Annotated in this window: 22 protein-coding genes and 2 pseudogenes; all 24 read right to left on the bottom strand. The window is 46.9% G+C overall.

Annotation, left to right across the window (positions count from 1 at the left end; translation table 11 throughout):
* A complete protein-coding gene (locus tag AND4_RS08520; protein WP_009842551.1) occupies window positions 1-753 on the bottom strand; it encodes a heme ABC transporter permease in 753 nt (250 codons plus the stop codon).
* Window positions 754-861: 108 nt separating this feature from the next.
* Entirely contained in the window at window positions 862-1,530 is a 669-nt protein-coding gene (ccmB, locus tag AND4_RS08515) for a heme exporter protein CcmB (RefSeq protein WP_043991570.1), read from the bottom strand.
* A 1-nt stretch (window position 1,531) separates the two neighbouring features.
* A complete protein-coding gene (gene ccmA, locus AND4_RS08510) occupies window positions 1,532-2,149 on the bottom strand; it encodes a cytochrome c biogenesis heme-transporting ATPase CcmA (protein ID WP_009842549.1) in 618 nt (205 codons plus the stop codon).
* Between the two features lie 197 nt (window positions 2,150-2,346).
* The gene (locus tag AND4_RS08505) at window positions 2,347-2,835 is read right to left on the bottom strand and encodes a DUF2802 domain-containing protein (protein WP_009842548.1); all 489 of its coding nucleotides are present in this window, start codon (window positions 2,833-2,835) and stop codon (window positions 2,347-2,349) included.
* Between the two features lie 14 nt (window positions 2,836-2,849).
* Window positions 2,850-3,344 carry a chemotaxis protein CheW gene (locus AND4_RS08500; protein WP_009842547.1) on the bottom strand — a complete coding sequence of 165 codons (495 nt, stop codon included), beginning with the start codon at window positions 3,342-3,344 and terminating at the stop codon, window positions 2,850-2,852.
* A 36-nt stretch (window positions 3,345-3,380) separates the two neighbouring features.
* On the bottom strand, window positions 3,381-4,454 hold the full coding sequence (locus AND4_RS08495; RefSeq protein ID WP_009842546.1) for a chemotaxis protein CheW: 1,074 nt from the start codon (window positions 4,452-4,454) through the stop codon (window positions 3,381-3,383).
* Window positions 4,444-5,222 (bottom strand): annotated as a pseudogene (locus AND4_RS08490) (ParA family protein). Before AND4_RS08490 ends, AND4_RS08495 begins: the two are co-directional and overlap by 11 nt.
* 8 nt (window positions 5,223-5,230) lie before the next feature.
* Window positions 5,231-6,343 (bottom strand): annotated as a pseudogene (locus tag AND4_RS08485) (chemotaxis response regulator protein-glutamate methylesterase).
* Window positions 6,344-6,372: 29 nt separating this feature from the next.
* Window positions 6,373-8,586, bottom strand: a complete 2,214-nt coding sequence (locus AND4_RS08480) for a chemotaxis protein CheA (protein WP_009842542.1) — start codon at window positions 8,584-8,586, stop codon at window positions 6,373-6,375.
* A gap of 9 nt (window positions 8,587-8,595) precedes the next feature.
* The gene (locus AND4_RS08475; RefSeq protein ID WP_009842541.1) at window positions 8,596-9,336 is read right to left on the bottom strand and encodes a protein phosphatase CheZ; all 741 of its coding nucleotides are present in this window, start codon (window positions 9,334-9,336) and stop codon (window positions 8,596-8,598) included.
* A gap of 119 nt (window positions 9,337-9,455) precedes the next feature.
* On the bottom strand, window positions 9,456-9,824 hold the full coding sequence (gene cheY, locus AND4_RS08470) for a chemotaxis response regulator CheY (protein WP_043991578.1): 369 nt from the start codon (window positions 9,822-9,824) through the stop codon (window positions 9,456-9,458).
* Window positions 9,825-9,869: 45 nt separating this feature from the next.
* A complete protein-coding gene (locus AND4_RS08465; RefSeq protein WP_009842539.1) occupies window positions 9,870-10,604 on the bottom strand; it encodes an RNA polymerase sigma factor FliA in 735 nt (244 codons plus the stop codon).
* Window positions 10,597-11,484 carry a MinD/ParA family protein gene (locus tag AND4_RS08460; RefSeq protein ID WP_009842538.1) on the bottom strand — a complete coding sequence of 296 codons (888 nt, stop codon included), beginning with the start codon at window positions 11,482-11,484 and terminating at the stop codon, window positions 10,597-10,599. Before AND4_RS08460 ends, AND4_RS08465 begins: the two co-directional genes overlap by 8 nt.
* A gap of 14 nt (window positions 11,485-11,498) precedes the next feature.
* Window positions 11,499-13,010 carry a flagellar biosynthesis protein FlhF gene (gene flhF / locus AND4_RS08455; protein WP_009842537.1) on the bottom strand — a complete coding sequence of 504 codons (1,512 nt, stop codon included), beginning with the start codon at window positions 13,008-13,010 and terminating at the stop codon, window positions 11,499-11,501.
* A gap of 28 nt (window positions 13,011-13,038) precedes the next feature.
* Window positions 13,039-15,138 (bottom strand): flagellar biosynthesis protein FlhA, encoded by a 2,100-nt coding sequence (flhA, locus tag AND4_RS08450; RefSeq protein ID WP_009842536.1) that lies wholly within the window; start codon window positions 15,136-15,138, stop codon window positions 13,039-13,041.
* A gap of 227 nt (window positions 15,139-15,365) precedes the next feature.
* A complete protein-coding gene (gene flhB, locus AND4_RS08445; RefSeq protein WP_009842535.1) occupies window positions 15,366-16,496 on the bottom strand; it encodes a flagellar biosynthesis protein FlhB in 1,131 nt (376 codons plus the stop codon).
* Window positions 16,497-16,505: 9 nt separating this feature from the next.
* Window positions 16,506-17,288, bottom strand: a complete 783-nt coding sequence (gene fliR, locus AND4_RS08440) for a flagellar biosynthetic protein FliR (RefSeq protein ID WP_009842534.1) — start codon at window positions 17,286-17,288, stop codon at window positions 16,506-16,508.
* 8 nt (window positions 17,289-17,296) lie between these two features.
* Entirely contained in the window at window positions 17,297-17,566 is a 270-nt protein-coding gene (gene fliQ, locus AND4_RS08435; protein ID WP_009842533.1) for a flagellar biosynthesis protein FliQ, read from the bottom strand.
* 27 nt (window positions 17,567-17,593) lie between these two features.
* Window positions 17,594-18,463, bottom strand: a complete 870-nt coding sequence (fliP, locus tag AND4_RS08430; protein ID WP_009842532.1) for a flagellar type III secretion system pore protein FliP — start codon at window positions 18,461-18,463, stop codon at window positions 17,594-17,596.
* Complete coding sequence (gene fliO / locus AND4_RS08425; protein ID WP_009842531.1) at window positions 18,450-18,863, bottom strand: flagellar biosynthetic protein FliO; 414 nt, start codon at window positions 18,861-18,863, stop codon at window positions 18,450-18,452. Before fliO ends, fliP begins: the two co-directional genes overlap by 14 nt.
* Window position 18,864: 1 nt before the next feature.
* On the bottom strand, window positions 18,865-19,275 hold the full coding sequence (fliN, locus tag AND4_RS08420; RefSeq protein WP_009842530.1) for a flagellar motor switch protein FliN: 411 nt from the start codon (window positions 19,273-19,275) through the stop codon (window positions 18,865-18,867).
* 97 nt (window positions 19,276-19,372) lie between these two features.
* Window positions 19,373-20,419, bottom strand: a complete 1,047-nt coding sequence (gene fliM / locus AND4_RS08415) for a flagellar motor switch protein FliM (protein WP_009842529.1) — start codon at window positions 20,417-20,419, stop codon at window positions 19,373-19,375.
* 7 nt (window positions 20,420-20,426) lie between these two features.
* Window positions 20,427-20,927, bottom strand: coding sequence for a flagellar basal body-associated protein FliL (gene fliL / locus AND4_RS08410; RefSeq protein WP_009842528.1), 501 nt, complete (start codon window positions 20,925-20,927; stop codon window positions 20,427-20,429).
* Between the two features lie 36 nt (window positions 20,928-20,963).
* Complete coding sequence (locus AND4_RS08405; RefSeq protein ID WP_009842527.1) at window positions 20,964-22,655, bottom strand: flagellar hook-length control protein FliK; 1,692 nt, start codon at window positions 22,653-22,655, stop codon at window positions 20,964-20,966.
* Between the last annotated feature and the right edge of the window lie 211 nt (window positions 22,656-22,866).

Raw genomic sequence — 22,866 nt, 5'->3', positions numbered from 1 at the left:
TCAATTACCCTGCTGAGTTTTTTCAGCTGCGAGATTGCGCACCCAAGGACGGTGACTCTCTTTGCTGATAATTTCGTTACGAAAACGCACCATAGTCACTGCCCCAAAAAAGAAGGCAAAGCCAAAAATATTGAGCAAAAGAGGCCAGAGCATGTTGGATGATATGGATGGTTTTTCAAATTTAGTAATCGTCGCGCCTTGGTGAAGTGTATTCCACCACTCTACCGAGAAATGGATGATAGGTAGGTTAACCACCCCTACGATAGCTAAAATACCTGCCGCTTTCGCTGCGGTCTTTTGCTCATCGAACGCGTGGTACAACGCAATAACGCCAAGGTATAAAAACAGCAGGATTAGCTCTGAAGTAAGGCGCGCATCCCACACCCACCAGGTACCCCACATGGGTTTTCCCCACACGGCTCCTGTTAATAAAGCAATAAAAGTGAATACTGCACCAATCGGCGCCATGGCCAGTGCCGCCATGTCTGATAGACGCACTTGCCAAACCAAGCCGATAAATGCGGCAATGGCCATCGACATGTAAATGCCCATCGACCAAATAGCCGCGGGGACATGGATGTAAATGATTCGAAAACTGTCGCCTTGTTGGTAATCAGAAGGCGCAAATGCAAGACCCCAGACAGTACCAGCTGTTAGGCATACAAGGGCCAATGCAGAAAACCAAGGTAAAAACTTACCACTTAGGTGATAAGCTGCTTCAGGTTTGGCGTAAGGATGTAGCCATTTCCACATGTTAAGTTCTCACTCTTACTTCAGGGGCACTGTCTAGAGGGTCGAGACCGTAGCAGTGCTTTAATAATAATTCTTTGATCTGACGCCGCTTAAATCGCACTTATTGTTCTAGTTAACACTAACTCGCAGTGCAGCGCTGATGGCAAATGGTGTGAGGGTCATCGCCCCCATTAACATTGCACCTAAAATCGCCAGTTGTCCGTTATACGACATACCTAATGATGCAGCATCAATCGCAGATGTAGCGAAAATTAAAATCGGAATGTAAAGCGGGAGAATAAGCAAGCTCAAAAGCACCCCGCCTTTTTGCAATCCAACCGTAAGTGCCACACCAATAGCACCGATAAAACTCAAGGTGGGCGTGCCAATCGCTAGTGTCAGTGCCACAGAAAGCCAAGTATTAAAGTCAAGAGAAAGCAGAATGGCTAACAATGGACTGATCAAGATCAGAGGCAATCCTGTCAGCAACCAGTGAGCGGCAACCTTAGAAACCACCACAAGTTGCAATGGAATTGGCATCAGCATCATTTGTTCAAGACCACCGTCTTGATAATCATCACGGAATAAGCGCTCTAATGATAATAAGGCAGACAGCAACGCTGCAACCCAAACGATGCCAGCAGCAATACGCGCTAACAAATTCGGCTCAGGACCAATGCTGAGAGGGAAAAGTGTGATCACTATGATGAAGAACCACAACGGGTTCAAGATGTCTGCTTGACGGCGAAATGCGATCAGAAGCTCACGGCGAATAATGGTAGTCATGGCAGAAATCATATCAATCACCCAGTTTTATTTTTCTAAGTTTCGGGCTGTTTGCAAACATGTCTTGGTGCGTAGTAAGTACAACAATGCCGCCATTGTCTGCATGACGGGCAAACAACGACTCTAGTACTTTGACACCTTGTTTGTCGATGGCAGTGAGGGGTTCATCCAAAATCCACAGAATTTGATTGCTTAACCACAACCTCGCTAAAGCCACGCGACGTTGCTGGCCTGCTGAAAGCTGTGCTACAGGTACATCCTCTCTTCCTGCAAGCCCCACTTGGGCAAGTGCAGAAAAGATATCTTCTTCAGAGGAGCGATGATTGTGAATAGATTGGTAAAAACGCAGGTTTTCTAATGCGGTCAGCTCGCGTTTAACGCCAGTTTGATGCCCTAAGAACAGCAAGTCTTGATGGAATACGTCGCGAGATTTCTCAACCTCTTCTCCTTTCCACTTAATGATGCCCTCTTCTCTGTCCCCTAACCCTGTCACGATACGCAATAATGTGGTTTTACCTGTACCGTTACGTCCTTCAATCTGGACTAACTCACCAGGCTTGATTTCGAATTGCAGGTTTTCAAACAGGACCCGGTCATCACGGATCGCAGTTAGGTTAGAGACTTCTAACATAGGGCTTCAACTAAAAAAGGAACGAGTTGCTATATTAGCACAGCTTAGATGTGACAAAACAGGATAAGAAAGCGTTGATGTATTTAAGTTCGTGAGTTTTTGTTAACTCATATTCACACTTCATCAAAAATAACTGAGAGTGATGGTAAATTTCTAATTTGCAAATAAAAAGAAGCCGAAGCTTCTTTTTATTTTTCTTAACGTCTTCTAGTAGAAGGAGGGAGCAGCGTGTCATGTGGTTGACTGCTTAATGGTGGAATTTTCTCTTTCCCTGCCAATTTTTTCTGCAAAGACAACATCAATTCCGCTTCTGCTTTAGGCAATTCACACTCTTCAATCAACTCATTAATATCGGCACCAAGTTGGACCATTTTTGAAGCTCTACTGTACAGCCGCCCGTCTGTATCGGCGTGTTCAAGCTCTCGAATACGTTCATTGAAATGTTGAATGACATCTTGTTGTTCAGTGACTTTTTGACCTAAGCCAACCACGACAGAACGTACTTCTAACAGTTGCTTGTTCAGCTTTTGTGCTTCTTTTTCCGCATGACGCAATTGCGCGCGTTGCTGAATAATCTGCTTTTGCAAACCCGCACGCACGCGCAGTTGAAGTAAAAGCAGAACAAAGAAGACAATCGCGACGCCGAATAAAACAAACGGCAATGACTGGAAAGTTTCTTCAACCATGATTCATCAGCCAATTACAGGTGAGCCATTTCATTCCATTCGTCATCTGTTAGTAACTTGTTCAAATCAACAAGGATAAGTAGCTTACCATCACGATTGCTCACGCCTTGAATAAATTTCGCACTTTCTTCTGTACCCACAGAAGGAGTGGTATCGATCTCAGAAGAACGTAGGTAAACCACTTCAGCAACGCTATCTACTAGGATACCGATTACTTGATGCTCAGACTCAATCACGATGATACGTGTGTTATCAGTCACTTCACCAGCCATTAAGCCAAAGCGTGAACGTGTATCGATAACCGTTACGACGCTGCCACGCAGGTTGATAATACCTAACACGTAATCTGGCGCACCCGGAACTGGAGCAATTTCTGTGTAGCGAAGAACTTCACGAACTTGCATCACGTTAATGCCGTATGTTTCTTCCTCTAGTTGGAACGTCACCCACTGAAGAACTTCGTCGTTCGATGTATCTTTCTTCACTTCTACTTCAAAAGCTTGAGACATAGTCAATCCTCGTTAATGTCGTCCCCGACCAAAAATCTAATTCAGTGATTTAACATCTAAACCAGCGTTTAGCATGTCTATAAGTGCTTGGACATGAATTAAAGCACACATTTTTTCTTTTACCATGCCCGCTAGCCATGGGCGTTTTCCTGCTTGCTCCCGCCAACGGACTTTATCGATATGAAGCGTTTCAGTACCCATCAATTGGTTACTTGCCAGCCCCCACATGCTTTCACCAAGCATGACGACATACTGGTAGTTATCTTTGTAATTTTCGTCATGAAGCTTATCCGCCATCACCCACTTTGCGGTGTCGACAACATCAAATTGCTGCTCACGACTGGTTTGTAAACCTAGGTACCAAGCAGGGCGACCTATCAAATGACTCAGTTCTGTGATTCGATGAATCCCGCCTAACTCATCAAGCGGCACCGCAAAAGTCACGCCATTTACATCAAAGTACAGCACCTGAAAATCTGCACTACGTTGTGAGTTCTCCCAAGTAGTCGGTAACTTTGATCCCGCTTTAGTTTCCAGTTCTGTTTCTGTGTGGTCTACACCCTCCACTTCAACATCAACATAGGACTCAACCCTTTCAATTTCAGGTTGCTCCCAGACTGGCTCAGGTTGCTCAACCTCAACAGTAGGTATCGGCTCTTCGTCGATCACCCACTCTTGAATTTCTTCAACAGTTTCCACCACAGTGTCGGCATCAACTTCTGGCTCCATGATTTTTGCTTCGGGCGCAATATCAAGGGTGTTCTTATCCAGAATGTCATCGATGTCCAAACCTACCACCACATTGGTGGACTCAAGCTGACTAAGCAGCCGTTGCACATCGTCTAGATCCGGCGTTTCTAGCTCTGGTGAGCACGAATCACTGGATTGATAAGGCTGCGGTTCTGCATATTGCAGCAGTGGCTCTGGCTCTGGCTCTGGCTCTGGCTCTGGCTCTGGCTCTGGCTCTGGCTCTGGCTCTGCAGATAATAGTTCTTGAGCTGGTGAGTGAAACTCTTCCTCTTGCTCAATGGCATCGACTTCTTCACCAAGCAATGCACTGAAGTAATCATCAAGTGCCTGTTCACTGGAAAGTACGTCGTTATTGCTCATCAAACGCTAGCCTCTCCAGATACACCAACAGTTGCTTATAAGCAAAGACTCCACGACTGCCCGACGCAAAATGCGAGGCTGGTAAGTGTTTTAAGCTCGCATCGCGAAATTTGGTGTCAATCGGAACCGCCGAAGTCCATACTGATCCGGGTAATCCCTCTTAAGCTGAGTCAGCGTCTGCAGTGAGGCTTTTGTACGCTTATCGTACATAGTTGGTACGATAGTCACTTTGAAACCACCCGGACGAGACTTTTGCATGATGGTCAAGGTGCGAATCATGCGCTCCAAGCCCTTCATTGCCAAAAATTCAGTTTGAACCGGAATTAAAATACGGTCACTGGCCGCTAATGCATTAACCATCATCACGCCAAGAATCGGCGGACAGTCTATTAATACATAATCGTAGTCTTGAGCTATCACTTGTAATGCACGCTTCAAGATCAAGCCCATTCCGCCGCGGTTACCCATTACGCGATCCAGCGTAGCAAGAGACATATGTGCCGGTATGATATCTATGCCTTCAAGATGACTCTTTAAGATCAAAGGTTTTACCGTTTCACGCGAGAACGTCTTAATTTGAAATAAATCGAACAAGCTTGATGTTACTGCATCCGGATCATAACCAAGATAAGTCGTCAGCGACGCGTGCGGATCGGTATCCACCATCAAGACACGGTGACCTTTTTGGCTCAATAAGCCAGCTAACGTCACCGTTGATGTGGTTTTACCTACCCCACCTTTTTGATTAGCTACACTCCAAACGATCATGATATTTCCTACGCTAAGCCCACTTCCACCAGCATGCGTTCTGCAATTCGATCGAGTGGTAAATCTTCAGTAGAAATGCCTGCTTTTGCAACCGCTTGCGGCATGCCATAAACCACACAGCTCTCCTCATCTTGTGCCCAAATGGTGGCACCTGATGATTTCAGCATGCGCGCGCCTTCACGACCGTCAGCTCCCATTCCAGTGAGTACCATCGACAATACTTTATCGCCGTATACTTTTGCAGCGGAGCCGAACGTGACATCCACACATGGTTTGTAGTTCATGCGCTCGCCACCGTCGATAATACGAATACGAGCAGCGCCAGCACGACCATCCACCATCATCTGCTTACCGCCAGGCGCCAGATAAGCAACACCGGCTTGCAGCACATCGCCATCTTGTGCTTCTTTCACTTGAATTTTACACAGCGTGTTTAAACGGCTTGCAAACGCCGCGGTGAAAGTCGCAGGCATGTGTGAATAAGCACGATCGGGTGCGGATATTCACTGGTAAACGAGTCAGAATTTTTGTAGTGCAACAGGACCGCCGGTTGACGTACCGATCGCGGTTAACTGGTATTTTTTACCCGATGCACGAAATTTTGTCGTCAGCGGTCGGCTAGGTGCTGATGCTGTCGGCGTAGTTGTCCGAGATGCCAAAGGAGACGTCACCGGGCTTGGCACTGCCACTGATGGTCGGGCAACTGGTCGACGCATCAACGCACGCTTTGAAGCAATCTGAATCACTCGCTGTTGAAGAAGTGAGACCGCTTCATCACGGTTTCGGGCAATGTCTTCGAATTTTTTCGGTAAGAAATCCACTGCACCTGCGTCTAGCGCATCCAACGTTGCCTTCGCTCCGTCGTGAGTCAGAGAGGAGAACATCAGGATTGGCGTAGGAGAAGCCGCCATTATTTCACGAACAGCGGTAATACCATCCATGACTGGCATTTCAATATCCATCGTAATAACGTCAGGCTTGAGAGACTTAGCTTTCTCGACTGCTTCTCTGCCATTAACCGCCACGTCTATAACCTCTAGGCGCGATTCTGAGTTGATGATTTCGCTTACGCGACGACGGAAAAAACTCGAATCGTCAACGACTAATACTTTGATCGCCATCTTATTCCTTTTATCGAATCCAGCCGCGTTTAAATACGCGAGGCTGCAGCATATTGCTTAAGTAGATCTGGAACATCCAGAATCAATGCGATGTGACCGTCACTGGTAATCGTTGCACCAGCCATACCTGGCGTGCCTTGCAACAAGTTATCTAGCGGCTTAATCACGACTTCTTCTTGACCGATCAACGTGTCCACCACAAAACCAACGCGTTGGCTACCGATCTGAACGATAACGACATGACCATGACCTGTGCGTTCTCGTACACTACTCGGTGTAGACGCCAACCAGTTTTGTAAGTAAAACAGTGGGATAGACTTTTCGCGGACAATAATCGTCAGCTGCCCATCAACCACGTTAGTACGGCCTAGGTCTAGGTGGAAAATCTCGTTCACCGACGCCAGCGGCAGAGCAAACGGATGGCCACCAACGCCAACCATTAGTGTTGGAAGAATCGCGAGTGTCAGCGGAACTTTGATGGTTATCTTAGTGCCTTTGGTCAATTCTGAATCAATATCGATAGAACCGTTTAAAGCGTTTATCGCCGTCTTAACCACATCCATACCTACACCACGACCAGAAATGTCTGAAATCTTCTCTTTGCTCGAGAAGCCTGGTGCAAAAATAAGGTTGAAACACTCTTTATCCGATAGGCGTGCTGCCGCATCTTCATCCATCATGCCGCGTTTAACCGCAATGCCACGAAGTTTATTCGGGTCCATACCGCCGCCATCGTCAACGATAGCAAGTTCAATATGATCACCTTCTTGCGAGGCCGACAAAACAACGTTACCAGTACGAGGTTTACCTGCTTTGACACGGTCATCTGGCATCTCAATACCATGGTCAACCGAGTTACGCACCAAGTGAATCAACGGATCCGCCAGAGCCTCAACTAAATTCTTGTCCAGGTCGGTTTCTTCACCGCGCATTTCCAGCACGATATCTTTGTTGAGATTACGCGCCAAATCTCGAACAACGCGTGGGAAACGGCCAAATACTTTCTTGATTGGCTGCATACGCGTTTTCATTACCGCACCTTGAAGGTCAGCAGTAACGACATCTAGGTTCGATACCGCTTTCGACATTTCTTCGTCGTTGCTGTTCAAGCCAAGACTAAGGAGGCGATTGCGAACCAATACCAACTCACCAACCATATTCATGATGGTGTCTAGCGTCGAGGTATCAACACGCACCGTTGCTTCTGCTTGGGGCTTCTTAACTGCTGGCGCTTTCGCTTCTTCTTTTTTAGCGACTGGTTTTGCTTGTGGTTTTGGCGCTGGTGCTGGTGAAGGCACTGCAGCTGCCGGTTCTGGGGCTGGAGCTGGAGCTGGAGCAACATTTTCTGATGCTGGCTTGGTCGCCAAATCTAATTCTTCGAGAGATGGACCTTTACCCGACCCATGCAAGTCATCGAGCAGTTTTTCAAACTCCGCATCCGTCATCAGATCGCCACCCGACGATGCAGGCAGAGACGAAGCCTCTGGCTCAGGCGCTTTTGGCGGCGCTACTGGATCGACATCAGAGACTGTTGGACTCTTACCCACACCGTGCAGCTCATCCAGCAAGCGTTCGAATTCATCATCAGTGATGTCGCCGCTTTCCACCGATGGTGTGTTCGCCGGAGCAGATTCAGAAACTGATGCTTGCTTGCATGGAGAAGAACCTTTTCCGTGCAGTTCATCTAGCAGCTTTTCAAATTCGTCTTCGGTTATTTGGTCAACAGAGCCAACGCTTGAAGGGTCAGAATCCGGCTCGACTGGCGCAGCAGGTTGTTCGATAATTGGCTCAGGAATCGCAGGTTCTGGCGTCACAATTGGGGCTTCAACCTCAGCAACCACTTGATCTTCAGACTCCGGCCTGCATAGTCGGTGGAGCTCCTCTAACAAAGCAGGATCTGCCGCCTCTGCCGATTCACGATCTTGCACCGCTTGGAATTGATGGTTAACCGTATCGAGCGCTTTCAGCATGGTATCCATTAGACTTGGTGTCACTGAGCGCTGACCATTTCGCAATACGTCGAACACATTCTCCGCACCATGGCAGGTATCGACCAGTTCCGCTAATGATAGGAATCCAGCACCGCCTTTTACCGTGTGGAAACCACGGAAAATCGCATTTAAGAGATCTTTGTCTTCAGGGTTATTTTCCAGTTCAACAAGCTGCTCAGACAGCAGCTCTAGGATTTCTCCAGCCTCAATGAGAAAGTCCTGAAGAATATCTTCGTCTAAATCGTAGCTCATACGTTACCTTTAAAATCCAAGACTGGACAACAAGTCGTCGACTTCGTCCTGCGACGAGACCGCATCTTCCCTTTGTTCAGGGTTAAGAATCGGGCCTTCTGCTTCGCTTGATTGTTTAATCTTTTTATCTGACGGTTCTGGCAAAACTTGAGTGTGTTCTTCTGGTTTATTACCAGAAAATACGGTCAAGATCTCAACCAGGCGATCTTCCACTTCATTGACAAGAGTGATCACCCGACGAATGATTTGACCTGTTAAGTCTTGGAAGTCTTGTGCCATAAGAATTTCGGTCAACTGTCCACGCAAGTCGGTGCTATCGCCCTCAACCTGAACTAACAGCTCATCGATACGATGGCAAAGTGCTTTGAACTCGCTTAATTCTATACGCCCGTGCATGAGTTCATTCCACTGAGGACGCACTTGTTGAAGGCACCCATGCAGGTTGTCAGCGATAGGTAAGCAACATTCGACTGCGTCCATCGTTTTGTTGGCTGCTAGCTCAGTTTTATCAATCACATATTGCAGACGATCTCTTGCGTCAGGGATTTCTGCCTGCGCAATTTCCGTCATGCGTTGATCGATATTGAATTGCTTTAATGAATCATGAAGGTCACGGGTTAATGTGCCGATTTCTTTTAACATCGGACTGCCGTCGCTTTCATATATCGAGGCAACAAGCGCATTCGCTTGTTCTTGCTCCCCGTCTTCTAGCATCTTAACGAGCGATTTCGCCTGCTCTAGTGAGATCATCCTGAATAGACCCTTTTTTACGTTTTGTTCTTTCTTTTCGCTTTTACAGCGTCAAACGAGCTTTCTTTGAACATTCACTAATAGGAGTGATGACTCGATCAGCAAAGAGTGGGAAAGCGTTATAAACGTTCGAAGATTTTATCTAGTTTTTCTTTTAGAGTCGCAGCAGTAAATGGCTTAACAATGTAACCGTTAACGCCAGCTTGTGCTGCTTCGATAATCTGCTCACGCTTTGCTTCAGCAGTGATCATTAGAACAGGTAGTTGCTTAAGTTCTGCATCGGCACGGATGTGTTTCAGCAAGTCAATGCCTTGCATACCCGGCATGTTCCAGTCAGTGACGACAAAGTCGAAACCACCTTTTTTCAGCAAAGGTAATGCGGTTAAACCATCGTCCGCTTCCTGAGTGTTATTGAACCCCAAATCACGAAGCAGGTTTTTAACAATACGGCGCATTGTTGAGAAATCATCAACAATAAGGATCTTCATGTCTTTATTCAAAATTGCCTCCACTGAATAGTTAAATCAGTGTGTTTAGTCATTTTGTGTCCACGCACTGAGCTTGGTGCGTAAACGTTGCATCGCTTGACTCAGTATTTGGCTTACGCGAGATTCGCTTACACCTAATACATCGCCAATCTCTTTCAAATTGAGTTCTTCGTCATAATAGAGCGAAAGCACTAGCGCTTCACGCTCTGGCAGTTGTTTTATTGATTCAACCAGTGCTTTTTTGAACGAGTCATCAGCAACCCCCTTAAATGGGTTGCTATCATCGGTTTCATCAGCCGGTGAAATCACATCATCAGAGACACCTAAATCTTCAATTCCCACCAATTTAGAACAGTTTATATCGGTAAGAGCACTATGATATTGGTCTAACGTCATACCAAGATGCTCTGCTACTTCTGAATCAAATGGATCTCGATTTAGTGCGCCTTCAAGCTCTGCGATTGCTTGATTAATTTGACGATTATTTTTATGAACAGAACGAGGTACCCAGTCACCTTTACGAATGTCGTCTAACATTGCACCGCGAATTCGGATACCTGCATAAGTTTCAAAGCTCGCACCTTTAGAACCATCATAATTCTGCTTAGCTTCGATAAGGCCGATCATGCCGGCCTGAATTAAATCTTCTACTTGAACACTCGGCGGTAAACGGCCCAGTAAGTGGTGAGCAATACGTTTAACCAACACCGAGTAGCGTTCAATGAACGCTTGCTGGCTGTTAAATTTGCCATGTTGGTCATAGGTAATCGCATTATTCACCAAAAGAGTCCTCTGAGAATTCAGTACGATTTACCAGTCTTTCAACAAAAAACTCTAAGTGGCCACTTGGTGTTTTTGGCAGTGGCCAAGTCAGCGCTTTATTTGCTAATGAGCTGATCGCTAAAGCCGCAGGAGATCGCGGGAATGCATCCACAACAATCTTTTGTCTTTTAACGGCTTGACGTACTTTGTCATCTAATGGGATACATGCTACGAGTTCAAGGCTAACATTCAAGAAGCGCTCTGTGACTAATGTCAACTTTGCGAATAATTCTCTGCCTTCTCGGTAGCTTCTGACCATATTTGCAACAACTTTGAAGCGCTGAACCTGATGTTCTTTGCTCAACAGCTTGATTAGTGCATATGCATCCGTGATAGAGGTTGGCTCATCACAGACCACAACGACCACATCTTGAGCGGCACGTGAAAAACTAATCACCATGTCAGATATACCCGCAGCTGTGTCAATAAGCAGGACGTCTACTTCTTCGTCAAGACTTCCGAACGCACGGATAAGCCCCGCATGTTGAGCAGGAGATAGCTCGGTCATGCTTTGCGTCCCAGAAGTTGCAGGGATTATCTTTATACCATAAGGACCTTCAACAATCGCATCTTTTAGCTCACATTCACCCGCAAGAACATGCCCTAGGTTACGTTTCGAACGGATTCCGAGCATAACGTCTACATTGGCTAGGCCCAAGTCAGCGTCGAGAACCATCACTTTTTTGCCTTGACGTGCTATGCAGATCGCTAAACCCAGTGTTACGTTTGATTTACCCACGCCACCTTTTCCGCCAGTAACTGCAATTACCTTGGTCAATGATGGTTGTGTTAAGCGACGGAGGCCGCTTGCTTGATCGTGTATCATATTCTCAGTCATAGTAGTCCGCCGCCCTAGAGTTCTTCGCTGTCACTGTTCCAAAAGTGAGGTTCGCTCTCTGTCGACTTCTCTAACAGTTCATTTGCTTTCGCAATCATGTATTTTGGTTGTGCTATCACAATGTCTTCTGGTACGCGCTGGCCATTGGCAATATAAGCCACTGGCATTGCGTTTTGGATCACCACGCTGATAAATTCACCAAGACTTAATGATTCATCAAGCTTGGTTAAAATACATCCCGACAACGGAATACGTCGGAAATGATCCAATGTTTCTTGTAGAACACGACGTTGTGCGGTAGCTGGCAAAACAAGGTAGCTGTGAATCACTTCTCCGCTCTCTTGCATTAGAGTATCAAGCTGTTCAGACAGTCTTACGTCCCTTTGCCCCATCCCTGCCGTATCGACCAAAATCAGTCTTCTGTTTCGTAGCTGATATATAACATCGGCTAGCTCATCAGAATCTTTAGCAACTCTTACAGGACACCCCATAATTCTTCCGTAAATTGAGAGCTGTTCATGTGCACCTATACGATAGGTATCCGTGGTCACAAGAGCCACATTGTCGGCCCCAAACTCCATCGCAGCACGTGCCGCAAGTTTTGCAACCGTCGTCGTTTTGCCAACACCCGTGGGGCCAAGCAATGCAACCACTCCACCGCGCTTGAGGATGTCTTGCTTTGGAATGCTGATTTGATCTGCCACGAGCAAAAGCAATGCTTTCCAGGCTCGTGCAGGCTTGGTATCTTCTGGAATGTAGCAAGCCATTTGGTCAGCAAGTTCAGGCGATACACCCATTCGCTCCAAACGCTTAATCAGCATCGCACGCAGCGGCTCCCGGCGTTCTACCTCTTGCCACATTAAGCCCGACACTTGATGTTCCAACAGACGACGAATTGACGTCATCTCTTCACGCATGTTCTCCAATTCGTTTGCTGATTCTTCTCGCTCATCCGAGGGGCGACGGCGATCATAGCGCGTTGGATCCAACTTAGGCGTTGGGCGATCGAATCGATTATCTTGCGCAATCAGCTTTGCCAGTGGTGAATCTGCTTGATAAGTCACTGGACTCTCTTGATTATAACTTTCACGGTGCTTGTTTTGGCGCTGGAGCAAAGCAGATAAGGAATCTTCGTTCTCAGCCACATGTGCATCGGACTCGGCCGAGTCGCCACTGTATTGCTTAAGCATGTTAGCGAAACGTTGCGTCATTGAGCCTGTTTTTTCTTTGTTCGCTTGTAAGCTGATTTTGTCTTCATCCAAACCGCGAGCTTGATAGCGCCCTGCAGCAGATGATGGCAATTGGCGTTGTTCGCTGTAACGATTTGGTTGTTCTGCACCTCGATTAGGCAGAGAGTGTGCCTGCGAAGTCGGTGCCGCATTCGATTCACCATCGATTGCTGCTACGATCTCTACACCGCCTGCCACTTTCTTATTTGACATGATCACCGCTTCCGCACCCAGCTCCTCTTTCACTTGGAGCAGTGCAGTTCGCATATCTTTGGCAAAAAATCGTTTAATTTTCAAACTATAAATCCATTAATAATGCGCGGGATTAGTTACCCACGGCTTGCACAATTCTGATCTGCTTCTCGTCCGGTACTTCTTGATAAGACAAGACACGGAGGTTAGGTATCGTGTTCTTAACGAACTTCGCTAATGTTGAGCGCAATACACCAGATGTCAGCAAAACCGCTGGCTCGCCTTTCAGTTCTTGCTCTTGTGTCGCTTGGCTCAGAGAGGACTGAAGTCGCTCAGCCAATCCCGGTTCAATTCCCGCAGATTCGCCACCTGAAGCCTGCATAGTTTGATGCAATATTTGTTCCAGTTCTGGAATTAGTGTTATTACAGGCAATTCAGGCTCTATACCATTGATTTCCTGAACAATTAGACGCTTTAAGCTGATACGTACCGCGGCTGTCAAAATGTCAGGTTCTTGACTCTTACTCGAGTATTCTGCCAAGGTTTGTATGATGGTTCGAATATCACGAATCGGAATGGCCTCATTAAGCAGGTTCTGCAGCACTTTCACCACCACACCCAACTGAAGTTGGTCAGGAACAAAGCTCTCTACCAGCTTAGGCGCACTTCGACCAAGCATTTCCAATAGGTTCTGCACTTCTTCATGACCAATCAGCTGAGAGGCATTATTGGTCAATAATTGACTTAAATGAGTTGCTAGCACAGTGGATGAATCCACTACGGTGTAGCCGAGCGCTTGAGCGTGCTCACGTTGATCTTCCTGAATCCAAACCGCTTCTAAACCAAATGCCGGGTCAATCGTTGGTTCGCCTTCTATCATGCCATAAACCTGGCCCGGGTTAATCGCTAACTCTTGGTCTGGGCGAATCTCTGCCTCACCCACAGCAACCCCCATCAAGGTGATACGATAGCTATTTGGCGTCAATTCTAGATTGTCACGAATATGAACGGCTGGGATCAAAAAGCCGAAATCTTGGGAGAGCTTTTTACGAACCCCTTTCACGCGCTCTAGCAGTTCACCACCTTGGTCACGATCCACTAATGGGATCAAGCGATAGCCTACTTCTAGACCAATGATATCGACAGGTTGTACGTCGTCCCATGACAACTCACGTTGAGAAACTGGCTCACTACCATCTTCCGTTTTTGCGGGCAAAGCGAGATCGCTCGCTGCTTGTTTTTGTTTTTTTCCGAGCCAGTAAGCGGCACCACCAGCCACAGCAGCCAATGATAAGAATGAGAAATGCGGCATACCCGGTACTATGCCCATCACACAGAGAATAGCGGCAGTGATCATGAGGGCTTTCGGGTTGTCGAACAACTGGAAAATCAGCTGTTCGCCCATGTCTTCATCGGTATTTTGACGCGTTACCATCATTGCCGCTGCAATAGACAATAATAACGATGGAATTTGTGCCACCAAGCCGTCACCAATGGTCAGCAAGGTGTAGATTTGCATCGCTTCAGAGAAGCCCAAACCGTATTGCGTCATACCGATCGATAGACCACCGATGATGTTGATAAAAAGGATTAAAATACCCGCTATCGCGTCACCTTTTACGAATTTAGACGCACCGTCCATTGAACCGTAGAAGTCCGCTTCTTTGGTCACTTCAAAACGACGTAAACGCGCTTGATCTTGGTCAATCAAACCCGCGTTTAGATCCGCATCAATCGCCATTTGTTTACCCGGCAAGGCGTCTAAGGTGAAGCGAGCGCTTACCTCAGAAATACGGCCTGCACCTTTGGTCACAACCATGAAGTTAATGATCATTAAAATGAGGAAGACCACGAGGCCTACGGCGTAGTTGCCGCCGATCACCACATTTCCGAAGGCTTCTATTACATTACCTGCCGCATCGCCCCCTTCGTGACCATACAGAAGTACCACGCGAGTCGATGCCACGTTCAATGCTAAACGCAATAACGTCGCGATAAGTAGAACGGTGGGAAACGCCGCGAAATCGAGCGGACGACGTGTGTAAACGGTTACTAACAACACCACCATGGCGAGGGCGATGTTGAACGTGAAAAATAGATCAAGCAGAAATGCAGGTATAGGCAACACCACCATGGCGAGGGTGGCCAATACCATAACTGGCGCACCAACAGCAGGCATGGAGCGCTGAGGTATTTTTGGTAATTTATCTGCAAATGGCAGGCTTAACTTCATACTGCGAGGTATCTCAATCGGTCTGGCGCATTACATAAACAAGAAGCATGTCATTAATATTTCGCGACTGCTTTCGCCCAAAAGTTTAGGTATTGTTGTTGATTAACGAAATATAAGCAATGCGTGTACCAAGATTAACGCCAAAATAGTGACTAGTTGTTCAAAGAAATTACAATCCTCTGATCTAAGCCAAGTTTTCGTCTTATTAATTCATGCAATCATTTTCATTAGTGGCGATGCTCGGGTGGGATTGGTAAGTCGTAATCCTTAATTTTTGGTCGCTGACCGCCACGCTTACGATACTGCTTAAGTTGGAACACAAACGCCAGCACTTGCGCGACAGCGGTAAATAAGCCGTCTGGAATTTCTTGCTCTAACTCCGTGGTGTGGTAGAGCGCGCGGGCCAGTGGTGGAGCAGGAACGATGGTAATATCATTTTCACGTGCCACTTCCCGGATTTTCATCGCCATATGATCCGTTCCCTTCGCGATCACTATAGGTGCACGATCGGTTTTCTGTTTGTAGCGCAACGCGACTGAAAAGTGCTCTGGGTTAGTAATGATAACGTCAGCTTGCGGCACATCGGCCATCATACGGCGCTGAGCCGCTTCTCGCTGTAACATACGAATACGGCCTTTTACTTCCGGCTTACCTTCCGTTTCTTTATATTCATCTTTGATTTCTTGTTTTGTCATCTTTAGTTGATTGGCATGTTGCCAAATCTGAAACGGAATATCTATCGCGACAACGATAAGCAATGAACAACTGATCAGCAAAATAAAGTTAAGTAAAGTATCCAAAGCGTGAAAAATGTTTTGCGGGTAGACATCCATACTCAGTTGTATCAAATCCGATTGCGACGCTTGGATGAGATAAATCGCCATACCCGCAACCAGCCCAACTTTCAAAATTGACTTAATCAGCTCCACCCAACTTTGCATACCTACCATACGCTTAAGCCCACTGAGCGGGTTCATCTTGGAAAGTTTTGGCATCGCCGCTTCGGCAGAAAAACTTACACCACCAACGCCAGCCGCACCGATCAACGCTGCAATAAACAGAGTGATAAGAATAAGGAACAGCGGGAAGAGCAAATCCGCCATTGCGCCAAAAGCGATATCGAACAACTTTGCAGTATCGAAGATTTCATCGCGAGTTAGGTCAAACAAGCGACTCATGATGGCAAACAGCGAACGCGCCAATGACTCACCAAACCACATCAAGGCGATGGCGCCGACTATCAGCACTGACGCTGATGCAAGCTCTTTAGACCGAGCAACCTGCCCCTTTTCTCTGGCTTGTTGTAACCGTTTGGGCGTGGCATCTTCGGTGCGTTCTTGACCGTCTGACTCTGACAATTAAGTCTCCTAGCAATCCAAGCGAATGAGGCGACAAATCTGCTCCTGACCTACATTCCAGAACAATTCATAATGACTGTATAAGCCCGCTAAAATATACCAACAAAATAGCAAACCTATTATTAAGGCAAAGGTGAAGCCGAGTGAAAAGATATTTAACTGTGGCGCAGCTCGTGTCATTACGCCGAACGACAAATTAATGGTAAGCAGAGCGATAATACCCGATAGCGACATGCTCAATGCCGTCTTAAACATGATTCCTAGCCAACCCGCTAATTCGCGGAAATCCAATGCATTGAGCGAACCGGATCCAATTGGTAAAGTTTTGAAGCTGAACACCACCAATTGCAGCATTTTTAAATGCCCATCGGTAGCAAGGAAGAACATGGTCACCAAAAACATAAACAGCTGACCAAGCAAAGGCGTACTTTGACCGTTAGCCGGATCCACCATGGATGCAAAACCTAAGCTCGACTGCATACCAAGGATCTGCCCCAACAGAACAAAGGTTTGAATCATAAACTGAGTCACCATGCCCATCGCGACACCAATAATAATTTGCTCGGCAATGGTCATAAAACCACGGAAAGAGAGTAGTTCGATATCTTGTGGTACGGCTGGTATCGCTGGCGCTACCGCAAAGGTAATCGCTAGGCCTAGATAAAGTCGAATTCGAGGCGAGACGAAGCGCGCTCCAGTTACTGTCATCACCATCAGCATCGCTGAGATGCGGGTATAAGGCCAGAAGTAGTTTGCAATCCAGTCAAGGATGATATGAGTCGGATACTCCATACGCGACTCTAGTAGAGCACCTGTGGCAGCCGCTCAATCAGACCAAAGAAGTATTCCATCAACATTTGCGTCATCCAATGGCCAAATAGCATCAACGTCAACAAGGTGATAATCAAACGCGGTAAGAAACTCAATGTCTGCTCGTTAATAGAAGTCGCAGCTTGGAATATCGCTACGACCAGACCAATCAGCAAGCTTGGAATAATAATGGCACAGACCATGATCAGCACCATCCATAGTGCATCACGGAAAAGCTCGACAAACATTTCAGGAGTCATCTCTTTCCCTCTTCTCTTTGTGCCAATCTAAAGGGCAAAACTGCCTGCGAGTGTCGATAATATCAAGTTCCATCCATCCACCAGCACGAACAGCATCAGCTTAAATGGCAAAGATACGATCATTGGAGAAAGCATCATCATACCCATGGCCATCAATACTGATGCGACAACTAGGTCAATGATCAAAAACGGTAGGAACAACATGAAACCAATTTGGAACGCGGTCTTGAGTTCAGATGTAATGAATGCTGGTATCAGCACCGCCATAGAGACATCTTCCGGGTTTGTCACCTGCTCACCAGACATGTCCACAAAGGTTTCCAGATCTTTGATTCGGGTTTGCTTCAGCATGAAGGCTTTCATCGGTACTTGGGCCGTATCAAAGGCTTGGCGCGCCGTCAGCTGTTCATTCAGATAAGGTTGGATTGCGTTGTCATTTATTTCATTGAGAACCGGAGACATCACAAAGAAGGTAAGAAAAAGTGCGATACCTATGATGACTTGATTCGAAGGAGTTTGTTGCAGACCCATCGCTTGACGCAAGATGGACATCACCACCACAATTCGAGTGAACGACGTCATCAAAATGACCATGGCAGGCAAGAAGCCAAGCATGGTCATCAACGCAAGGATTTGCAGCGTAACCGAGTAGTCTTCGCTGCCATCGGCATTGGTCGTCATGGTAAAAGCAGGAATACCGCCACCATTGCCCACTGACATACTGTGGCTTGAACCTGATTCAGTTTCCATCGCTTTCACGGTCACACTATCACCCTGTGCTAGGTTAGTAGGTAACGGTGATTCCCCTGCTTGAGCAAACGAAAGTGAAGAAAATAGCATTCCGACTAGCAGCACAAACATGCTGAGCGTCAGGCGGATTGAATTATCCTTTGTCATTTTTTTTTATTAGTTGACTGAACTGGGTAGCAAAAGCACCGGAGGCCAACTCTTCCTCTTTTAATGGTGTTTCAAGCTTGGCAAGCGTTTGAATAGATTGACTAGTAATACCGACTAAGAACTGCTCTTCACCAACTTGGACTACCGCAATTCGCTCTTTGGTGCCAACGGGTAACTGGCTGACAATCCGTAACCCTTTTTGCTGTCCCAATGCCGGTACTTGCATGCGTTTCAGCATCCAAGCAAGCAGCAGAATCACACCAATAACCAGCACTAAAGAGCCGAGTGTCGTCGCCAAGTCTAAGTTACTTGGCGCCGCAGCAAGGGCATAAGGAGCAATGAGCGTTAAGCCAAGTGTTCCTGCCATTTGCTTCAATCGAGTTTTTACTGAACAGCCCATATTAGCGCAGCTTCTTAATACGTTCGGTTTGGCTGATGACGTCAGTAAGACGAATACCAAACTTATCGTTGACGACAACCACTTCTCCGTGAGCGATCAAAGTACCGTTGACCAATACGTCGAGTGATTCCCCCGCCAAACGATCGAGTTCCACGACCGAACCTTGGTTTAATTGCAACAGATTACGAATACTGATTTGCGAACGTCCCACTTCCATTGAAATAGTCACGGGAATATCCATGATGGAGTCGAGTTTACGGCGCTCGTCATCAGTGATTGGACTAGAGGTGTCTTTCAACTCTTCCAATGGTGCCGCCAATACTTCATCAACATCAATTGAAGGAGCAGAGGGGTCTTCGCCCAGAGCCGCTGCCCACTCGTCTGCTAACTTTTGATCGTCACTTGGTTCCATTTTTCTATCCTGTATTTGACCTTACTGTCCCCACTTCTTAAGTTATGTACGCCCATTTACTAAGAGCGAGAAGTGAAGCGATGGTTGAGTAAGGGTTTTAATCGTCTTTATCGTCGTCGTGCTCAAGTTCAGACATGATGTCCTTACCCAAGAACGCCAAATCGGTTTTCACCACATGTGGACGTTCAATTTCCTCAGAAACTTGCACCGCAAGCTTGTCTTCAGAGCGCCCCATTTTCACGCGGTAAGTTGGTAAATCTTCAATGAACATGGTCGCATTTTCCGGCATATCAATCGGGATAACATCACCGGGTTGCAATTCCATCAAATCACGCAATGAGATGTCTTTTTCTAGCAAATTGACACGGAAGTTAACCGGACAATCCATGATCTCTTCACGCAATGCGGAGCTCCAACGCACATCGGTTTCCATCTTGTCAGACTGAACACCCGCATCGAGCAATTCACGGATAGGCTCCACCATTGAGTAAGGCATCACTACGTGGAAATCACCGCCGCCACCATCGACTTCAATGTGGAATGAACTGACCACGATCACTTCGGTCGGGCTGACGATGTTGGCCATGCTCGGGTTCACCTCAGAATCGAGGTATTCGAACTCAACGCCCATCACTGGTGACCAGGCTTCTTTATAATCTTCGAAAACAATTTTCAGCAAAAGCTGGATGATGCGGCGCTCTGTTGGAGTAAATTCACGGCCTTCAATTTTGGCATGGAAACGACCGTCACCACCAAAAAAGTTTTCAACTAGAATAAACACTAAGCGCGCTTCCATGGTAATCAGCGCCGTGCCTTTTAACGGACGGAAGCGAACCATATTCAAACTTGTCGGAACGTACAAGGTATTTTGGTATTCACCAAACTTCATCATCTGTACGCCGTTAATCGACACCTCAGCGGTTTTACGCAACATATTAAATAGGCTGATTCGCATGTGACGGGCAAAACGCTCATTGATAAGTTCAAGCGTCGGCATCCGACCACGGACAATCCTATCTTGAGACGAGAAATCAAAATTAGTGGTATTCTCGTCGCGGCCGTCGGAGGATTCATCGACGTCATCAACGTCATCAACCCCGTGCAGTAGCGCATCAATCTCATCTTGGCTTAATAGATCGGTCACGTTATACCTATTGAATTACAAAATCTGTAAACAGTACTTTTTCAATTACTGGCTGCCCCACCGCTGTACTTAATGCGGCTTTGATGTCATCAGAAGCACGCTCGCGCAGTTCCACACGCCCCGTCGGCGAGCGCAGTTGCTCTGCCGTCGCTGAAGCAAACGTTGAAAGCAACGAGCTTTCGATCAAGGGAGAGTGGTACCGTGCTAATTGCTCGTTTTCACCACCGCGTACCATCAGTTGCGCTTTGATTTGCACCAATCTATCACGACGGTCGCCTGTCACGTTAAAAATAAAAGGTTGTGCAATGTTCACATACGCAATTGGTGCGGCTGTCGTTTGCGGTTGTGTTTGCTCAGCTTGTTCAGGTTGCGCAGACTCATCAGAGCCCATCAAAAAGAAGGCTGCCGCACCACCACCTACAAGCAAAACCACCACTGCGATAATGATGATCAGTAATTTACTTTTTCCATTTGGTGCATCGGCACCTTGCTGCTGTTCTTCTGCCATTACTGTCTCTTATTGTTCTGTTTTTAGGCCACTATTTTACGCGTAAAAGCTAATTCCATCACGCTTTGAAACCACATTCAAATCAATATTCGTGTCAGTATCAAAGTTTTCATCTGACTGACCAGAAAATCCACGACCTTGAGTGCCTTGAGCGCTACGTTGCGCATTTGTGTCGCCATTCTGATGCTGGCCGCTACTCTGCTGCTGAACCGAAGAGTCTGCCAATTGCATACCTTGCTGAGCCAACATTTCTCTCAAACGTGGTAATGTTTGTTCGACCAAGTCACGCGCTTGCGGGTTTGCCACAGTAAAGTGCACGTTAGCGAGATCGTTGTTCATCGTCATGCGGATGTGCATTCGACCCAGCTCAGGCGGATCAAGACGGATATCGAGATTCTTTAAGTTCTTCGACATCATCATTTGGACTTTCTCTGCCACTTGGTCATTGGCCATTTCTTTGGTGAGCTGCAACGGCAATTGCGCTTGCTGCGCCGCATCGGCTCGTGCTTGTTGTTGAACTGCGGCGTTCTGTTGGCCAACCGCGGCTTGAATTTGTCCAGCCAAACCGTGTTGCGGATCGGGTTTGTCTTGCAAGTTTGTTGCGCCTTTTAATGCACTTGCTGCAAGGCCTGCACTCATTACTTTCTTACTCAACTCAGCACTGGAGACCACTTGGCCTGCAGGGCTTAGGTTGGCCGCTGCCAGAGCTTCTGGCATAGCAGACAGCGCCGACTTTTCAGTATTTGCTACCGAGGCCTGCGCACCCGCTTGTTCAGCGGTATGCTTCATGTCTTGTGCAACGAACTGATGCGCTTGCTGAGCCGCAACTGCAGAGGCCGCAACACGAGTTTGGTTGTGAGTGTGTTGATGCTCTACCATCGCCATTTTCACGTCACTTGGTAAAGCAACAAATTGAGCCATCTCTTGCTGTGGAATATCCGCGATTAACTCGCCTGTTTTTAATTGCTCAATCACATCGAGTTCTTGTTGAGAAAGCGGTTTCCCTTGCGCGAGCTTAGTGTCAATAATTTGCAACTCATCCAATGAAATGCGTTTTTCGCCAGAAGACTCGCCATCGGCCACTTGAGCATGCGCTGGGAATACGGATTGCAATACTTCAGTTTCTGCTAGCCCATTTGCATCCAATACCCGTCCTTGTGTATCACTGAATGGCGAAACGTCACCAGAAGCAACTGAACCTGATGAAGCTAGCGCAGATTGCCGAGCAGAGGCTTGGTCAAATACTGCCTCCGATGGCAATACCTTGCCGCCATCAGCAAAAGTCTTGTCCGTCGTTAGCGTTTGGTTCGCTTGCCCTATGCGGCTCAGTAATTGTTGTCCCTCTCCCATCGCACTTCTTATTTCATCATTGGGAACCTGACCTGAAACATCAGCTTTGCTGGTTTGTGTATTGCTCTGAGTTGCGCTCTCTTGGTTAAGCAACTCGTCGGTTGATTCTGTTGATGGCTCCTCTCCAACATCTGTCGCGACTTTTTCTTGGCTCTCATCTTGTGTGCTTGCGGATACCACTTTCCCTGCCTTCTCCGAGGTTTCTGCAGCAGCGTCTGAAACATCAGATTTCGCAACTGCTTTTTGTGAATCAGTAAATACCCCGGCTAAGGTTTCAAAAAAACCATTGCTTTCAGGGTTTTCTGCATCCACTTTATTTGAAGAATCGGAAGCCGACGCTTTATTGGTTGCAGAAACATTGGACAAATTCACATTCATATAGAAACTCTCGTTCTCGGCAACATTGAGCAAATTGCAGTCGGATTGCACATGGGCGGTAAACTTAGGTCAAAAGACCCGATACTGACGAATAAATTGCAAAAATCACGCCAACGCTCAGCGTAACTTTTTCTGACGGTGTCACTTAGGGATAGTGATGGAACAAATTTAAACTTGTGAAGATGGCCATGGTTACTTTATTTGGTTACGT

The organism is Vibrio sp. AND4 (assembly GCF_000171815.1).
Lineage (GTDB): Bacteria > Pseudomonadota > Gammaproteobacteria > Enterobacterales > Vibrionaceae > Vibrio.
This window is presented reverse-complemented; position numbering and strand designations above follow the sequence as displayed.

What these genes read in the sequence shown, in the direction of transcription:
- AND4_RS08495 (WP_009842546.1), bottom strand. Translation starts at nt 4,454, where the DNA reads ATGAGCAATAACGACGTACTTTCCAGTGAACAGGCACTTGATGATTAC.
- ccmB (WP_043991570.1), bottom strand. Translation starts at nt 1,530, where the DNA reads ATGATTTCTGCCATGACTACCATTATTCGCCGTGAGCTTCTGATCGCA.
- AND4_RS08520 (WP_009842551.1), bottom strand. Translation starts at nt 753, where the DNA reads ATGTGGAAATGGCTACATCCTTACGCCAAACCTGAAGCAGCTTATCAC.
- fliP (WP_009842532.1), bottom strand. Translation starts at nt 18,463, where the DNA reads ATGACAAAGGATAATTCAATCCGCCTGACGCTCAGCATGTTTGTGCTG.
- AND4_RS08405 (WP_009842527.1), bottom strand. Translation starts at nt 22,655, where the DNA reads ATGAATGTGAATTTGTCCAATGTTTCTGCAACCAATAAAGCGTCGGCT.
- fliQ (WP_009842533.1), bottom strand. Translation starts at nt 17,566, where the DNA reads ATGACTCCTGAAATGTTTGTCGAGCTTTTCCGTGATGCACTATGGATG.
- ccmA (WP_009842549.1), bottom strand. Translation starts at nt 2,149, where the DNA reads ATGTTAGAAGTCTCTAACCTAACTGCGATCCGTGATGACCGGGTCCTG.
- AND4_RS08460 (WP_009842538.1), bottom strand. Translation starts at nt 11,484, where the DNA reads ATGACTGAGAATATGATACACGATCAAGCAAGCGGCCTCCGTCGCTTA.
- AND4_RS08500 (WP_009842547.1), bottom strand. Translation starts at nt 3,344, where the DNA reads ATGTCTCAAGCTTTTGAAGTAGAAGTGAAGAAAGATACATCGAACGAC.
- fliN (WP_009842530.1), bottom strand. Translation starts at nt 19,275, where the DNA reads ATGGAACCAAGTGACGATCAAAAGTTAGCAGACGAGTGGGCAGCGGCT.
- AND4_RS08505 (WP_009842548.1), bottom strand. Translation starts at nt 2,835, where the DNA reads ATGGTTGAAGAAACTTTCCAGTCATTGCCGTTTGTTTTATTCGGCGTC.
- fliO (WP_009842531.1), bottom strand. Translation starts at nt 18,863, where the DNA reads ATGGGCTGTTCAGTAAAAACTCGATTGAAGCAAATGGCAGGAACACTT.
- fliR (WP_009842534.1), bottom strand. Translation starts at nt 17,288, where the DNA reads ATGGAGTATCCGACTCATATCATCCTTGACTGGATTGCAAACTACTTC.
- AND4_RS08475 (WP_009842541.1), bottom strand. Translation starts at nt 9,336, where the DNA reads ATGATCTCACTAGAGCAGGCGAAATCGCTCGTTAAGATGCTAGAAGAC.
- fliL (WP_009842528.1), bottom strand. Translation starts at nt 20,927, where the DNA reads ATGGCAGAAGAACAGCAGCAAGGTGCCGATGCACCAAATGGAAAAAGT.
- cheY (WP_043991578.1), bottom strand. Translation starts at nt 9,824, where the DNA reads ATGAAGATCCTTATTGTTGATGATTTCTCAACAATGCGCCGTATTGTT.
- AND4_RS08480 (WP_009842542.1), bottom strand. Translation starts at nt 8,586, where the DNA reads ATGAGCTACGATTTAGACGAAGATATTCTTCAGGACTTTCTCATTGAG.
- flhA (WP_009842536.1), bottom strand. Translation starts at nt 15,138, where the DNA reads ATGAAGTTAAGCCTGCCATTTGCAGATAAATTACCAAAAATACCTCAG.